This window comes from Acinetobacter nosocomialis (assembly GCF_041021905.1).
In the GTDB taxonomy this organism is placed as follows: Bacteria; Pseudomonadota; Gammaproteobacteria; order Pseudomonadales; family Moraxellaceae; genus Acinetobacter; species Acinetobacter nosocomialis.
Genome location: NZ_CP157432.1, coordinates 1,713,667 through 1,728,120, shown reverse-complemented (window position 1 = coordinate 1,728,120; position 14,454 = coordinate 1,713,667). Strand labels below are relative to the sequence as shown.

Below are 14,454 nucleotides of genomic sequence, written 5' to 3'. Positions count from 1 at the left end.
ATTATTTTCCTCCCGAACCTAAACCTGGTACAGCCATACGTTTTTCAATCCATGCCATCACAAATTTAATGGTGTAGGTAATGATTAAATAAACCGGCGTAGACAGAATAAGAATGATAATGTCCTGAGAAGTTTCTTCTCGCATGGTTTTGGTGTAAGCAAAGAAGTTCAAAACACTTAATGCATATAGAACAGCAGAGTTCTTGAAGACATTCATTGCTTCTGAAGTAATGGTTGGCCATACCGTACGATATGCAACTGGTAAAATCACATAACGATAACTTTGCGCTGTTGTAAAACCCATTGCAGAAGCGGCAAATTTTTGTCCACGAGAAACCGTGTTAATCCCCGCTCTTACATGCTCAGAAACACGTGCTGCGGTATATAGACCCAAAGCAAAAACGCCAATAACAGCAGGATGATGATTTAAAATATTTTTCCACCAGCCACCTGCTACGACGTCCCCACTTCCGGCACTTAAACTATCTGGTAAGAACTCCGGGAATACAAAAGCCCAGAAGAATAACTGTACAATTAAAGGAATATTACGGAATATTTCGACATAACAGTTGCCGATAAAAGCAAGCGGTTTATTGGGTAAAGTACGAATTACCCCGAGGAGAGAACCTAATAAAAATGCGATAAGAAAGGCTACAACGGCAGTCCATACCATAGTAAAGACACCAGAACCTAACATTTGTAACCATGTGGGCGCCTCAGAATAGGCATTGTAGCTAGAGCTACCAATGACTTTACAAACTGATTCTGCCCATGCGGCTTTATCGACACCATATTCATTAGACTCCGCACAGAATATAGTCCAGTTTAGCGAGCCGACTGACATGTTTGCCCCTTAAATGAATATCTTAGAAAATAGACCACTTGTGCAAATGAGGTTTTACACTTGCACAAGTAAATTTAGGACAAAAGGATCTGGTTAGATTCCTGCATCTGTTGGGTGAGCTTTAAGTTTTTTGTAAGATGAACTTGGTTGCATGTTCAAATTAGTATTTTTTGGTGGGATTGGCGATAAGAACCATTTCTTATATAAAGCGTCCATTTGACCAGTTTTCCATAAATTATTTACGGTACGGTCGGCAATTGCTTTAAATTTTGGATCATCTTTTGCAATCATGATGCCATAAGGTTCTGATGAAAGTACTGGCCCTACAATTGCGAACGCTTTTGGTGTAGATGACTTAGCAATTAGTCCAGCTAAGATATTGTCATCCATAACAAATGCTGCGGCACGACCAGATGCCATCATGGCAAACGAGTCAGAATGGTCTTTACCATAAATGTTTTGTACATTAAGTGACTGACCTTTTTCATTCATTTTAATGTACTTGTCTGATGTTGTACCTTGAGTCGTAACGACCGCTTTACCATTTAAATCAGCTAGACTCTTAATACCAGAGTTGGCTTTAACAGCCATACGCACTTCTGTTGCATAGTAGTTTGTTGAAAAACCAACTTGCTGCTGACGTTGTTTAGAGTTTGTAGTTGTACCACATTCCATATCAATATTGCCGGCTAAAAGCTCAGGAATACGTGTTGATGAAGTTACTGCCTTGTATTCAACTTTTAAACCAGGCATTTTCAATTCTTTTTTAATATCATTTGCGAACTGGTTACAAATGTCGACTGCATAACCTACCGGTTTACCTCCAACAACGTATGAAATCGGGTCGGATGATTCTCGGTGACCAATAACGATTTTTCCAGTACTTTTAATTTTAGCTAATGTATCTGCTGCCTGAATTTGAGAAGTAGCACCAACCGTACAAAGCATAATTGTTGAAACAATGAGAGAGGTTGCAGAACGTTTCATAAGAACTCCTTGATGATCATTCTCTCTATTTGTCTACAGAATCATTCTTGTAGAGAAATAGAGCGATTTATTATTAAATTGCAATTATCGAGCCAACTTTTCCAAGCAGGACTCCATCCATTTGCTTCACTTATTATTCATCTGTTTCGCAGAATTAATACCTTTAAAACTGCTCACATGTTTCTACTTTAATCTATGTTTTAATCTTCTGTCTATTATTAAGCTCATCTATTTACACTTAAATGTGGCAAATATTGATTACAATGTAAACATATGCACAATAAAGTCGCTTAAATTTTTCTAAAAACAGTTTTTAGAAAAAGATTATTTTTTAATAAAAAGAAAAAGCAAACTTATTAAATAGTTAGAACAACGTGGATTAATTTTCTCAAAATAAGATAAATCATCAAAATAATATTTATAAATGTTTTAATAAAATCCATTTATAAAATTGATAGTAATATTTTTTACAATTAAAATGCTTTTAGAAATATGAAAAAAAGGCCCGATTTATTTCGAGCCTTTTTATAAAACCTATAGATTAAATGCCTCTCCAATCAACGCGGGCATTTCTTTCAGTTTGATAGATTCTTAAAACATATTGTCCAAGTGGCAAATCAAGTAAACTTTTTTGATAATTGCTCCACTCTGGAGACACCTCTTCATCCTCTTCGGGTTCCCATGGCGTACCTTTTATTTCTAATAAAGGTGCAAGCATAGAACATACTGAAATATCAGCGAGGCTTAATCGGTCTCCAACCATATAACGTCCTTGATTTTCAATAAGATACTGATTCAGTTCATTGATGAGTTCATCCATACGCTCTTTTGACTGGCTCACCACTTCCCCTTCAAGCTTATAGTTCTTTTTTACTAAAGTTTTGAGGAAAGGTTTTGATATTTTTTCAAACTGACGCAAGTAACCTTGTTCGCCCATCATAATCTCGAGAGCATGGTCGCCATGGGCTAAAGTATGCGCTAGTGCCCAACGACGTACATGCACACCCAGTTCATCTGCCAAACTATCAATCTTAAGTGTTTGCTGCCTAAGTTGCTCATCACGGCGTAAAAGTGCATGTTCTGGATAAGTATCATCCAGATAAAGCGCAATTTTAGTTGATTCAGCAATCCAGCGATGGTCATCTTTCAAAATCGGCAATAAGTTTTGCCCTGTTTTGAGTTGTGCAAAAGCACGATGAAAGCCAGGAATCAAATTATGTGCAACGTAATCAAGTTCTTTATGGTCTAACAACCAGCGAGCTTTTTCACAATAATGAGATAAAGGAAACTGATACAAAACCCGCATAAAATCTCCACGTTTATTTTTATTTGACTATTCGTACAAAAATCGTCTTCGGTAAATAGATACTTTAGAAGCTATTTTTAATGAAAACAATGGATATTGTGCTCATTTTTCACTGACAGTTAGGTCTATATTTTTTATATCTTTTTTTACCGTACTTATAGCTCTTTTTCATATTAAAAAGGCTTTAGTAATTCATTTTGCAAATAAAAATTATAATTCTTTGATTTTTAATATGTTTCTATATCTCTATTTATCTATTAAAAATCAAAAAAATTGCTTTGCATTTTTATTCATAAGCTGAGCATAAGTCTTCGTTTAGTGGAAAAATATTTCTTTTGTAAGGTAATGACAGCAATACAAGGTGTCATTATGTCTAATTCTCTATCTAAAACGACGGCATACGTCCAAGTCATTCAAAATGATCAACAAGCGATTAATGCTGCTTATCAAGTGGCTGATTTTGCTTTAGAGGGTCGTAATACACGTGATCAACAACGCCAACTTCCTTATGAGCAAATTGAAAGTTTTAGCCAAAAAGGTTTAGGTGGAATTCGCATTGCAAAAAAATATGGCGGTGCATTTGTTTCCAATAAAACACTGGCACAAGTTTTCCGTATTTTAAGTAAAGGCGATGCCAATGTTGGTCAAATTCCACAAAATCAGATTAGCCTGTTGAACCTGATTGAAATCATGGGTACAGAACAACAAAAACAATTTATCTTTTCAGAAATATTAGCTGGCAAACGTCTTGCCAACGGTGGTCCAGAGCGTAATACACATGACTCAAAAACACTAAAAACTACCCTTACCATTGAAAATGGAAAATATATTTTAAACGGCGAAAAGTTTTATTCGACAGGAACAAGCTTTGCGCATTGGCTCGCAATTAAAGCGGTTCATCCTAAAGGTCATGTTGTTTTAGTGATTGTTAACCGAGATGCTCAAGGCATTGAAGTCATTAATGACTGGAATGGGTTTGGTCAGCGTACTACAGCGAGTGGTACGGTTAAATTAAATCAAGTTGAAGTTAATCCTGATCTTATTTTTGATGAGCGATTATTAACACAAGTTCCTACCTATCGCGGTGCGTATTCACAGCTATTACAAGTGGCTATTGATGTCGGAATTGCAGAAGCCGCGTTTGAAGATACGTTATCGACTATTCATAAAGCACGTCCAATTATTGATGCAAATGTTGAAAAAGCCAGCTTTGAACATTACACACTGCAAGAAGTGGGTAAGTTAAATATTTTACTCGACGCAGCAATTTTACTGCTTGATGAAGCTGCTGAATATTTAGATGAACTTGACCAACTTGAAAATGTGACTGATGAACAAGTAGCTAAAGCTTCAATTTTGGTTGCTGAAGCAAAAGTCTACGCCAATGATGCAGCTCTACAAATCTCTGAAAAACTACTAGAGCTAGGTGGTAGCCGTTCGAGCTTAAGCCAACACAATTTAGATCAACATTGGCGAAATGCCCGTGTACATACCTTACACGACCCTGTTCGCTGGAAATTACATGCCATTGGCAATTATTACCTTAATGGTCATTTCCCTGCCCGCCATGCCTGGATTTAAGGAGCAATTGTCATGACTTCATATCAATCAGTTCAAACCAAACAAACATCGGCATCTGGTCAAGCACATATTATTCAAACTGATGCGGAAGCATTAGAAATTGCAAAACAGTTTGCCGAACAATTTAAAAAAACCGCAGTTGAGCGAGACGCTAAGCGAATTTTACCGTATACCGAAATTGATGCTTTGAGCCAGTCTGGACTTTGGGCAATTACAGTACCCAAGCAATATGGTGGTGCTGAGGTTTCAAGCCATACCGTTGCCAAAGTAATTGCGCTTTTAAGTGGTGCCGATGGTTCAATCGGACAAATTCCACAAAACCATTTCTATGCATTAGAAGTATTACGTAATACGGGCACAGAAGCTCAGAAACAACGTTTATATGGCGAAGTTTTAAATGGCACTCGCTTTGGTAATGCACTTGCTGAGTTTAAAACCAAAACTTCAACCCATAAACAAACCAATATTCGTCCGCATGAAAATGGATATCTCATTCAGGGTGAAAAGTTTTACTGCACAGGAAGTTTATTTGCTCACCGTATTCCAACCTTAGTTTTAGATGATGCAGGCCGAGAATATCTAGCGTTTGTAAAAAGTGGTTCACAAGGATTAAAACTTGTAGATGACTGGTCTGGCTTTGGACAAAAAACCACAGGCAGCGGAACGGTTAAATTTGATCAGGTTTTTGTAGATGCAGATGATGTCATTCCTTTTGATACTGCATTTTTACAACCAACATTAGTCGGCCCTTTTGCCCAAATCATGCATGCATCGATTGAGGTAGGTATTGCACGTGCGGCCTTTGAAGAAAGTTTGCAAAGAGTGCATCAAGCCCGCCCATGGATTGATTCAAATGTAGAAACTGCAAACCAAGATCCTTTAACAATTTATGAATTAGGACGCATTGCAGTAGATGTACGAGCTAGTGAAGTGTTATTAAAACAGGCAGCTCAATCAATTGATGCCGCAAAAATTGAAACCACACCTGAAAGCATTGCTAAAGCATCCATCGATGTTGCCAAAGTACGTGCTCATAGTACCGATATCGCACTCAAAGCATCTTCTAAGCTGATTGAACTTGCAGGAAGCCGTGGTAGTCAGTCGCAAGATGGTCTAGATCGCTTTTGGCGAAATGCACGCGTACATACCTTACATGATGCTGCACGATGGAAATATTACTTTATTGGAAACTATGTTCTTAACGGTGTTCTACCACCTCGTCGGGGGACATTGTAATGGCAGACTTTAAAGCAAAAGAAATTCTACTAAATGCCTTTGACATGAACTGTGTTGGTCATATCAATCATGGCTTATGGACACATCCACGTGATGAATCACATCGTTTTAACGAATTGAGCTACTGGACAGAACAAGCCAAAATCTTAGAAAGTGGTTTATTTGATGGTTTGTTTATTGCAGACATTACAGGTGTCTATGACGTCTATCAAAATGGTATTGATCTCACTTTAAAAGAGTCCATTCAGCTTCCGAGCCATGACCCATCTACACTTATTTCAGCTATGGCGGCAGTTACTCAAAACTTAAGTTTTGGGGTCACTGTGAACTTAAGCTATGAGCATCCCTATCAATTTGCCCGCCGCTTTGCGAGTCTCGACCATTTAACTCAAGGTCGTATTGGCTGGAATATTGTGACAGGTTATCTAGATAGTGCAGAACGTCTAATTGGGCAAAAAGGTTTAAAAGACCACGATGCTCGCTATGAACAAGCCGAAGAATTTTTAGAGCTTTGCTATAAATATTGGGAAGGTTCATGGGAAAACGACGCAGTTAAAAAAGATAAAGTACAGCGTGTTTTTACAGATCCATCTAAAGTTCACACCATTCACCACCACGGAAAATATTACCAGAGTGAAGGTGTGTTTCAGGTGTCTCCTTCTGTGCAACGCACTCCAACACTGTTTCAAGCAGGTGCTTCACCAAAAGGCATGCAGTTTGCGACTCGTCATGCTGAGTGTGTATTTATTGGCGGCGACAAACCTGAAAAGATACGCGAACAAGTGAAAAAGATACGTGCTCTTGCCGAACAGCAAGGACGTGCAGCAGATGACATTAAAGTCTTTGTCGGTATAACCGTTGTTGTTGCCGACACACATGATCTTGCTGTACAAAAACTTAATGAATATCGTCAGTATGCCAGCCCTGAGGCAGGCTTAGCGCATTATGCGAGTTCAACAGGCATTGACTTAAGTAAATTTGCTGACGATGAAGCGATTCCTTACCAAAAAAGTAACAGCATTGTTTCGATTACCGAAAAATTTAAAGAACAGCAAATCACAAAAAATGACTTAAAAGCTCAACATGTTTTAGGTGGCCGTTATCCCCTTATCGTGGGTAGTGGCGAAGAAGTTGCTGAATACTTAATTCATCTTTTAGATGAGACTGATATTGATGGCTTTAATTTGACACGTACAGTTGCGCCTGAGTCTCACCACGATTTTATTCGCTTGGTTATTCCTGAACTACAACAGCGTGGTCGCTATAAAACTGCATATAAAACGGGTTCACTACGGAACAAAATTTTTAATCGGGGTGATCAATTACCAGAACAACACCCTGTTCAAGCGTTCCGATGTAGTCCCTATAACAACAGCAAAAACCTAACAAAAATTGAAGAAATAACCGCTTAAATTTGGAGATAGACATGGCTCAAACAGCCTCTAAAAAATGGCTAGGCGTAGGCTTAGTCGTTGTAGTCCTTTTTGTTGCTTTATTCTTATGGAATAAACATCGTCAAAGTGGCTCAAATGAACTTGTGATTGGCATTAGTCCACCATTTGCAAAACCTTTACAAGCTGCTGCCGATGAAGCAAAAAAACAAGGTTTAAATGTAAAACTGGTTGAGTTTTCTGACTGGAATACCCCAAACATTACCTTAAATCATGGGGATATTGATGCGAACTTTTTCCAGCATCAACCTTTCTTAGACAATGCAATTAAAGAAACAGGCTTTAAATTAAAGGCATTTGCAGTAGGTGCAGCGTCACATGTAGGACTTTATTCAAAGAAATATAAAAGCCTTGATGAAGTGCCACAAAACGCACGTGTAGTCATTCCAAATGATCCAGTGAATCAAGGTCGTGCACTACTACTTTTACAGCAAGCTAAATTAATTACGCTTAAAGATTCAAACAATCATTTATCTGCACTTAAAGATGTAGTTTCAAACCCTAAAAATTTGCAATTCGTAGAGGTTGAAGGGCCACAGACTGCCCGTGCGATTGATGATGTTGACTTGGCTTTTGGCTATCCACATTACTTACGCTTAGCAAAAACAGCTGACCCTAATAGTGCGCTTTTACTTGATGACAATACCAATAAGCGTTATGCCATTTTGTTTGTAGTGCGTGATGACTATCAAGATAAGGGCGACAAACTAAAGAAATTTGTTGAGATCTATCAAAACTCGCCAAAAGTTAAAGCTGTGTTAGACGCTGAAATTGGGCCAAAACTTTGGTTCCCTGGCTGGAAGTAATAACGGAAAGATTATGGCGATTCAGTTCAAACAGCATAAGCCTTGGTTACTCGGAATTACGATTTTAATCGTAGTTCTGGGCCTCGTCGGTTACCGTTATATTAAAAATAAACAAACCGATGATGTTTTAACGATTGGCATTAGCCCGCCTTATGCTGAGCTATTACAAAGCGTTGCCAATGAAGTAGAAAAGCAAGGCGTTCATGTCAAGCTTGTTGAATTTTCTGATTGGCGGGCACCAAACGTTGCCGTACAAAACGGTGATATTGATGCAAACTTTTTCCAGCAAAGCGTATTTCTACGTAATGCTGTTAAAGAAACGGGCTATGACTTACATGCATTTGGTGTGGGCTCAGGAAGTCATGTCGGTTTATATTCAAAAAAATATAAATCACTTGAAGAATTACCTTCAAAAGCACGTGTGGCTATTCCAAATGATCCAGTCAATTTAGCTCGTGCTTTAATTTTATTGCACCGTGCAGGTTTAATTCAGCTTAAAGACATAAATAATGAACTCTCAACAACCCAAGACATTATTGCAAATCCTAAACAACTGAGCTTTGTTGAAGTTGAAGGCCCTCAAACTGCACATGCATATAATGATGTCGATTTAATTTTCGGCTTCCCCCACTACTTAAAAATGGCAAAGGTAACCGACCCACATAGCGCATTATTTTTAGATCCAATCGATAAAAAATATGCAATTTTGTTTGTGACCCGTCGCGATTACCAAGACAAAAACCAAAAACTTGCAACCTTTGTTAAAGCATTCCAGAACTCAAAACAAGCACAAGACATTCTGGATAAAGACTTTGGTAAAGGTTTGTGGTTTCAAGGCTGGAAATAAGGAGAATGGCAATGGTGAGTTTTGGATCACAAGTTGATTTTTCTCTACCTCATATCAAAATTCGTGGTTTAAATAAGTTTTACCAATCTCAAGGTCAAAAACTGCATGCGTTAAAAGAGATTAACCTTGATATCCCACAAGGTAAGATTTTAGGCATTATTGGTAAAAGTGGTGCGGGAAAATCTTCCCTACTCCGCACTTTAAATGGCTTAGAACAAGTAAATACTGGCAGCATTCATATTCATCAACAAAATATTGCTGAATTGAGTCATGCTGAACTCATTCAAACCCGCCAGCGCATTGGAATGATTTTTCAACATTTCAATTTGATGTCTGCAAAAACGGTCTGGGAAAATGTGGCATTGCCCTTAAAAGTTTCCAATTACAACAAAGCAGATATCGACCAACGTGTAAATGAAGTTCTGGCACTCGTAGGTCTTGCAGATAAATCTAACTATTATCCATCACAACTTTCTGGCGGACAAAAGCAACGTGTTGGTATTGCACGTGCACTTGTTCACCACCCTGAAATTTTACTATGTGACGAGGCGACATCAGCACTCGACCCTGAAAGTACTGCCACTATTTTGGCTTTACTTAAAAAGATTAATCAGGAACTTGGCCTCACCATTGTATTAATTACTCACGAAATGCAGGTCATTCGAGAAATTTGTGATCAAGTCGTTGTGATTGATCAAGGTGAGATTGTAGAGGCTGGACAAGTTTGGTCGGTATTTTCACGACCAGAACAACAAATTACTCAAGAACTGTTAAACCTTGAGCAAATTACCCTGCCTTTTAAAATCAGCCCTCTACCCGATGAAAATTCGACGCATATAATCCTAAAACTGAAATATGAGGCGGAAGCACATCAGGTTCCGGATATTCAAGAACTCCTTGCTAGATTTAAAGCACCAGTCAATTTATATCAAAGTCAGGTGGATACCATTCAAGGGCATATTATTGGCTCGCTTTTAGTTGGTATTCCTAACGTAGAAATTGATCTTTCATCTATACAACAAGATGCATTAACAGCAAATGCACAATTTGAGGTACTTGGCTATGCAAGACCAGCTCATTGATTTATTAATTACTGGAACTGTAGATACCTTACTCATGGTAGGTGCATCTGCATTTATTGCTTTTTTAATTGGCTTACCTATTGCTGTTGTTTTAGTCAGTACTTCTGAACATGGCATTCACCCGTCGCAAAAGATTAATCAGTCTTTGGGTTGGGTCATCAACATTACTCGTTCTGTACCTTTTCTTATTTTAATGGTTGCACTTATTCCTCTTACTCGCTGGATTGTCGGCACAAGTTATGGCGTATGGGCAGCGGTGGTTCCACTAACTATTGCCGCCATTCCATTTTTTGCGCGTATTGCAGAAGTCAGCTTACGTGAAGTCGATCAAGGCTTAATTGAAGCAGCACAAGCCATGGGTTGTAACCGTAAACAAATTATTTGGCATGTACTTTTACCAGAGGCTTTGCCGGGTATTGTGGCAGGCTTTACAGTGACTATTGTGACCATGATTAACTCATCTGCGATTGCTGGTGCTATTGGTGCGGGTGGCTTAGGAGACATTGCTTATCGATACGGTTATCAACGTTTTGATATGCAAATTATGTTGGCTGTAATTTTAGTGCTCATTATTTTAGTCATGTTAGTACAAGCGACTGGCGATGCATTAGCCCAGCAACTTGATAAACGTAAAGTTTAAAAGTAATACACCCCTGCTCTAGCCATGACTTTGTCATGGCTTTCATGTAAAATCAGCGACAATTTTTAATTTACACATTTGTGAGTGGTTTTCATGGGTTTTAATTGCGGTATTGTTGGTCTGCCAAACGTAGGGAAATCTACCCTTTTCAATGCATTAACGAAAGCAGCGATTGCAGCGGAAAACTTCCCTTTCTGTACCATTGAACCAAACACAGGTATTGTTCCTGTACCAGATCCACGTTTAGACAAACTTGCTGCGATTGTTAAACCACAGCGTATTTTGCCAACCACAATGGAATTTGTGGACATTGCAGGTCTTGTTGCTGGTGCCTCAAAAGGTGAAGGTTTGGGTAACCAGTTCCTTGCTAACATTCGTGAAACTGATGCGATTGCTCACGTTGTACGTTGTTTCGAAGATGAAAACGTCATACACGTAAATGGCAAAATTGATCCGTTAGACGACATCGCAACTATTAATACTGAACTTGCACTTGCAGACCTTGAAACTGTTGCTAAAGCAATTTTACGCTTAACTAAAGTAGCTAAAGGCGGTGACAAAGAAGCTGTAGCAACTAAAGCAGTTTTAGAAAAAATTCAACCGTTGCTTGACGAAGGTAAACCAGCTCGTGCAGCTGATTTGTCTGATGACGAGCGTAAATTAGTTCGTGGTTTTGGTTTAATGACTTTAAAACCAACTATGTATATTGCAAACGTTGCAGAAGATGGTTTTGAAAACAACCCACACTTAGAAGCAGTTAAAAAACTTGCGGCTGAAGAAAACGCTATCGTTGTTCCTCTTTGCAACCAGATTGAAGCTGAAATTTCATTATTAGAAGATGAAGATCGTGCTGAGTTCTTAGAAGCAATGGGTATGGAAGAACCTGGCTTAAACGTGGTTATCCGTGCAGGTTATGCGCTTTTAGGTTTACAAACTTATTTCACTGCCGGTGTACAAGAAGTACGTGCTTGGACAGTAAAAGTTGGTGCAACCGCTCCTCAAGCAGCTGGTGTGATTCATACCGACTTTGAAAAAGGCTTTATCCGTGCTGAAGTTGTTGCATACGATGACTTCGTACAATACAACGGTGAGAACGGCGCTAAAGAAGCTGGTAAATGGCGTTTAGAAGGTAAAACTTACGTCGTTCAAGACGGCGATGTTATGCACTTCCGTTTTAACGTTTAAGTTAAAGCTAAAAAAGCCCCAATATATTGGGGCTTTTTTTATATTTAATGACTTAAATCCATCGCCTCTCGTTTACTACGGGCCTCTTGTAGAATACGCGCATGCAAAGGCTTTCTAAAACCTAGCATAAATATAAATTCTGCCAATACAAATAATGGACCTATCGCAAGTCCTATTACATCATCAACAAAAGCAGGTTTTTTCTTTTCAAAATAATGACCTACAAACTGAAACACCCATCCCACTACAAAGAAACCAATACTTGCAGCCAACCATTGTCCTAAAGAAAGCTCGGCAATTTGACTCGCCAATGGATACACAGCCACCAATATAATGAGCATGATTAAGCCAAAAACTTTATCTAAAAATAAATAGTAAATTGAGCTTATTGCAATCAACACTATGGCTAAAGTGAGTTTAAAACTGTAAATGTCTAGTCCAGCTCTTGCTGTTAAACATAAAATTGAAAATACAATAAGCGGAATACCAACAAAGTGCGTCAAAATATTTTGATGATTTAAATGATAAGCCGCATATTGGCTCAGTTTCTGTTCCAGATTTGACATAAGTTATTCCCTATTCACCTAACTATAGCCATACTGTACAAATAAGGAAAATTTAAAGTTGTCAGCTATTTGACAAAGTAATGAATTTTTTCATGGATGGGCTGATATTGGATCTTATTTATATTAACCGATTAAAAGAAAACACATGGTTTAGTGTGCTGCCGGAAACATTCCAAAAGTTTATTCTAGAATATGGCAAGCAAATTACTTTTGAGAAAAATAGCTACGTTTTCCACGCTCAAGATGAGTTTGATGGTATTTATACCGTCCTTGAAGGCTCAATTAGCTTGGGTTATGTCGATGTAAATGGTAATGAAGCACTTTCTGCAATTGCTGAGCCGATTATGTGGTTCGGTGAAATATCTTTAATTGACCATGAACCACGTTCGCACGATGCGATTGCTTTGAAAAAAAGTACAGTTCTACATATTCCTGCAAAACCATTAAATGACTTACTCAAAGATAATCCGTATTATTGGTACTATTTTGCACGCTTAACCAGCCAAAAACTCAGGTACGTTTTTTTAGAACAGATTGCCATACAAACACGCAGTCTTTCTCAAAGACTTGCTCAACGTCTTTTATTTATTTTAGAGGGTTACGGCAATCATCTTATTGTCCAAGAAAGACAAATTCATATTTCTCAAGACCAATTAGCTAATATGCTAACCGTCTCAAGACAAACCATTAATCATGAATTAAACCTTTTAGAAAAACAAAATATTATTAAAATTTCGTTTAGAAAAATTGAGATTTTAGATATTGAAAAATTAAATTTAATTGCAAAATCGCATACTTAAAGGTGCTATATAATAAAAACTTAAAATTAAATTAAAAAATCAGATAACACTGCAAAATAAAACATTGTTCAAACTCTATTTCACAAAATAAGTATTCCAAAACAGAAATTTTCATCTTACACTCAAACTGAGCAATAATACTCAACAAGGCGCTGATTAACATGAAAAAATTATCAACAATTCTTACAGCTGGCGTATTGGCAATGTTAAGTGTTTCGGCATTTGCATGTCCAAAAGGAACTCAACTCCAAGGAGGAACTGGACCACATCATAAAGGCGGTAAATGTGTTGCTGTAAGCGGCAAGACTACTGCTCAAAAAGCAAAAAAAGAAGCTGAAAAAACAAAAACAGATGTTAAAAAAGATATGAATGAGCAGAAACATGCTGCAATGACTAGCGCAACTCACGCTAAACAAGAAGCAAATCAAGCTACTCATCAAATGAAACAAGATGCTGTAAAAACTGCGAACACTGCTAAAACCGCAACAAAACCATAATTAATATTGATTAATTTATGGATATAAAAAGGCGAGATTTAAAATCTCGCTTTTTTATATGTAGTCTCTTTATTTCGGAGATGTATTTCCTAAATTAGGATTATCAATCGCGTCCTTACATTGCTGCTTATCACGCTCATAATCAGCCTGTTTTTGAGCAACAGAATTTGCATTTTCCACAGTTTCTCTCGCCCACACATCTAAACTGGTTAAGGCTTTGCGGCAAAGCGCATATTTTCCTTCAGTGACCGAATCCGTCATTTTCACATTAATACGCCAATCCGTACTGAGCTGACGCAGTGGTTTACGAACTTTATCATTTATCTGACTAAGCTGTTTTCCATAGACTAAAGGATCAACGGTATTAATGAGTGTCCATGCTTTGTTTGCATAGGCCGTTGCATCATTGGTTAATTTCGGCGCTGGTTTAATTTCAACTTTTTTATCCGTGCTCTGATTTCCATTATCACAGCCTTGCAATATAAATACGCTCGCACTCAGGATGGCGATATAAACTAAACGAGTTTTTGACTTGAACATATCAAACTGCCGAATTAAACATTTCGGCACTATGCTATTAAATTCGGCTACAATACTCAATCTTTCAAGTTATTATAATTGGTTTA

The 14,454-nt window shown here is 37.9% G+C and carries 15 protein-coding genes; 10 read left to right on the top strand and 5 right to left on the bottom strand.

Features of this window, described 5'->3' with window-relative positions; all coding sequences use genetic code 11:
- Position 1: 1 nt before the first annotated feature.
- The 3 genes from ABLC00_RS07965 to ABLC00_RS07955 all read right to left on the bottom strand — a co-directional run bounded on the left by ABLC00_RS07965 (position 2) and on the right by ABLC00_RS07955 (position 3,137).
- A complete protein-coding gene (locus ABLC00_RS07965) occupies positions 2-844 on the bottom strand; it encodes an amino acid ABC transporter permease (RefSeq protein ID WP_004709206.1) in 843 nt (280 codons plus the stop codon).
- A 93-nt stretch (positions 845-937) separates the two neighbouring features.
- Positions 938-1,831, bottom strand: a complete 894-nt coding sequence (locus ABLC00_RS07960) for an amino acid ABC transporter substrate-binding protein (RefSeq protein WP_004709208.1) — start codon at positions 1,829-1,831, stop codon at positions 938-940.
- Positions 1,832-2,372: 541 nt separating this feature from the next.
- The gene (locus ABLC00_RS07955) at positions 2,373-3,137 is read right to left on the bottom strand and encodes a glutathione S-transferase family protein (protein ID WP_004887559.1); all 765 of its coding nucleotides are present in this window, start codon (positions 3,135-3,137) and stop codon (positions 2,373-2,375) included.
- Positions 3,138-3,482: 345 nt separating this feature from the next.
- Here ABLC00_RS07955 and ABLC00_RS07950 point away from each other — a divergent pair, with 345 nt between their 5' ends.
- From ABLC00_RS07950 to ychF, 8 genes are all read left to right on the top strand, one after another.
- Positions 3,483-4,718, top strand: a complete 1,236-nt coding sequence (locus tag ABLC00_RS07950; RefSeq protein ID WP_017392892.1) for an SfnB family sulfur acquisition oxidoreductase — start codon at positions 3,483-3,485, stop codon at positions 4,716-4,718.
- A 12-nt stretch (positions 4,719-4,730) separates the two neighbouring features.
- Positions 4,731-5,954 carry an SfnB family sulfur acquisition oxidoreductase gene (locus tag ABLC00_RS07945; RefSeq protein WP_004709214.1) on the top strand — a complete coding sequence of 408 codons (1,224 nt, stop codon included), beginning with the start codon at positions 4,731-4,733 and terminating at the stop codon, positions 5,952-5,954.
- Positions 5,954-7,366, top strand: a complete 1,413-nt coding sequence (locus tag ABLC00_RS07940; protein WP_033846341.1) for an LLM class flavin-dependent oxidoreductase — start codon at positions 5,954-5,956, stop codon at positions 7,364-7,366. The genes ABLC00_RS07945 and ABLC00_RS07940 overlap by 1 nt, the downstream gene beginning before the upstream one ends.
- Before the next feature lie 14 nt (positions 7,367-7,380).
- Positions 7,381-8,211 carry a MetQ/NlpA family ABC transporter substrate-binding protein gene (locus ABLC00_RS07935; RefSeq protein WP_004887570.1) on the top strand — a complete coding sequence of 277 codons (831 nt, stop codon included), beginning with the start codon at positions 7,381-7,383 and terminating at the stop codon, positions 8,209-8,211.
- Between the two features lie 13 nt (positions 8,212-8,224).
- Positions 8,225-9,058 (top strand): MetQ/NlpA family ABC transporter substrate-binding protein, encoded by an 834-nt coding sequence (locus tag ABLC00_RS07930; RefSeq protein WP_004887572.1) that lies wholly within the window; start codon positions 8,225-8,227, stop codon positions 9,056-9,058.
- A 5-nt stretch (positions 9,059-9,063) separates the two neighbouring features.
- Positions 9,064-10,140: a methionine ABC transporter ATP-binding protein gene (locus ABLC00_RS07925; RefSeq protein ID WP_079377084.1), complete on the top strand. Its 1,077-nt coding sequence runs from the start codon at positions 9,064-9,066 to the stop codon at positions 10,138-10,140.
- Entirely contained in the window at positions 10,121-10,780 is a 660-nt protein-coding gene (locus ABLC00_RS07920; RefSeq protein WP_004887575.1) for a methionine ABC transporter permease, read from the top strand. Before ABLC00_RS07925 ends, ABLC00_RS07920 begins: the two co-directional genes overlap by 20 nt.
- 93 nt (positions 10,781-10,873) lie before the next feature.
- Positions 10,874-11,965 carry a redox-regulated ATPase YchF gene (ychF, locus tag ABLC00_RS07915; protein WP_002050104.1) on the top strand — a complete coding sequence of 364 codons (1,092 nt, stop codon included), beginning with the start codon at positions 10,874-10,876 and terminating at the stop codon, positions 11,963-11,965.
- Between the two features lie 44 nt (positions 11,966-12,009).
- Here the strand turns inward: ychF and ABLC00_RS07910 are convergent, their stop codons facing one another.
- On the bottom strand, positions 12,010-12,531 hold the full coding sequence (locus tag ABLC00_RS07910) for a DUF962 domain-containing protein (protein ID WP_004887576.1): 522 nt from the start codon (positions 12,529-12,531) through the stop codon (positions 12,010-12,012).
- A 92-nt stretch (positions 12,532-12,623) separates the two neighbouring features.
- Here ABLC00_RS07910 and ABLC00_RS07905 point away from each other — a divergent pair, with 92 nt between their 5' ends.
- A complete protein-coding gene (locus ABLC00_RS07905; protein WP_004887577.1) occupies positions 12,624-13,331 on the top strand; it encodes a Crp/Fnr family transcriptional regulator in 708 nt (235 codons plus the stop codon).
- Positions 13,332-13,492: 161 nt separating this feature from the next.
- Positions 13,493-13,828 (top strand): hypothetical protein, encoded by a 336-nt coding sequence (locus ABLC00_RS07900; RefSeq protein WP_002050113.1) that lies wholly within the window; start codon positions 13,493-13,495, stop codon positions 13,826-13,828.
- A gap of 69 nt (positions 13,829-13,897) precedes the next feature.
- Here ABLC00_RS07900 and ABLC00_RS07895 read toward each other — a convergent pair whose 3' ends face one another.
- On the bottom strand, positions 13,898-14,368 hold the full coding sequence (locus tag ABLC00_RS07895) for a hypothetical protein (RefSeq protein ID WP_002050258.1): 471 nt from the start codon (positions 14,366-14,368) through the stop codon (positions 13,898-13,900).
- Positions 14,369-14,454: the final 86 nt, after the last annotated feature.

Coding starts and splice junctions, on each gene's coding strand:
- ABLC00_RS07910 (WP_004887576.1), bottom strand. CDS start 12,531: ATGTCAAATCTGGAACAGAAACTGAGCCAATATGCGGCTTATCATTTA.
- ABLC00_RS07900 (WP_002050113.1), top strand. CDS start 13,493: ATGAAAAAATTATCAACAATTCTTACAGCTGGCGTATTGGCAATGTTA.
- ABLC00_RS07960 (WP_004709208.1), bottom strand. CDS start 1,831: ATGAAACGTTCTGCAACCTCTCTCATTGTTTCAACAATTATGCTTTGT.
- ABLC00_RS07920 (WP_004887575.1), top strand. CDS start 10,121: ATGCAAGACCAGCTCATTGATTTATTAATTACTGGAACTGTAGATACC.
- ABLC00_RS07940 (WP_033846341.1), top strand. CDS start 5,954: ATGGCAGACTTTAAAGCAAAAGAAATTCTACTAAATGCCTTTGACATG.
- ABLC00_RS07965 (WP_004709206.1), bottom strand. CDS start 844: ATGTCAGTCGGCTCGCTAAACTGGACTATATTCTGTGCGGAGTCTAAT.
- ychF (WP_002050104.1), top strand. CDS start 10,874: ATGGGTTTTAATTGCGGTATTGTTGGTCTGCCAAACGTAGGGAAATCT.
- ABLC00_RS07930 (WP_004887572.1), top strand. CDS start 8,225: ATGGCGATTCAGTTCAAACAGCATAAGCCTTGGTTACTCGGAATTACG.
- ABLC00_RS07895 (WP_002050258.1), bottom strand. CDS start 14,368: ATGTTCAAGTCAAAAACTCGTTTAGTTTATATCGCCATCCTGAGTGCG.
- ABLC00_RS07925 (WP_079377084.1), top strand. CDS start 9,064: ATGGCAATGGTGAGTTTTGGATCACAAGTTGATTTTTCTCTACCTCAT.
- ABLC00_RS07945 (WP_004709214.1), top strand. CDS start 4,731: ATGACTTCATATCAATCAGTTCAAACCAAACAAACATCGGCATCTGGT.
- ABLC00_RS07950 (WP_017392892.1), top strand. CDS start 3,483: ATGACAGCAATACAAGGTGTCATTATGTCTAATTCTCTATCTAAAACG.
- ABLC00_RS07905 (WP_004887577.1), top strand. CDS start 12,624: ATGGATGGGCTGATATTGGATCTTATTTATATTAACCGATTAAAAGAA.
- ABLC00_RS07935 (WP_004887570.1), top strand. CDS start 7,381: ATGGCTCAAACAGCCTCTAAAAAATGGCTAGGCGTAGGCTTAGTCGTT.
- ABLC00_RS07955 (WP_004887559.1), bottom strand. CDS start 3,137: ATGCGGGTTTTGTATCAGTTTCCTTTATCTCATTATTGTGAAAAAGCT.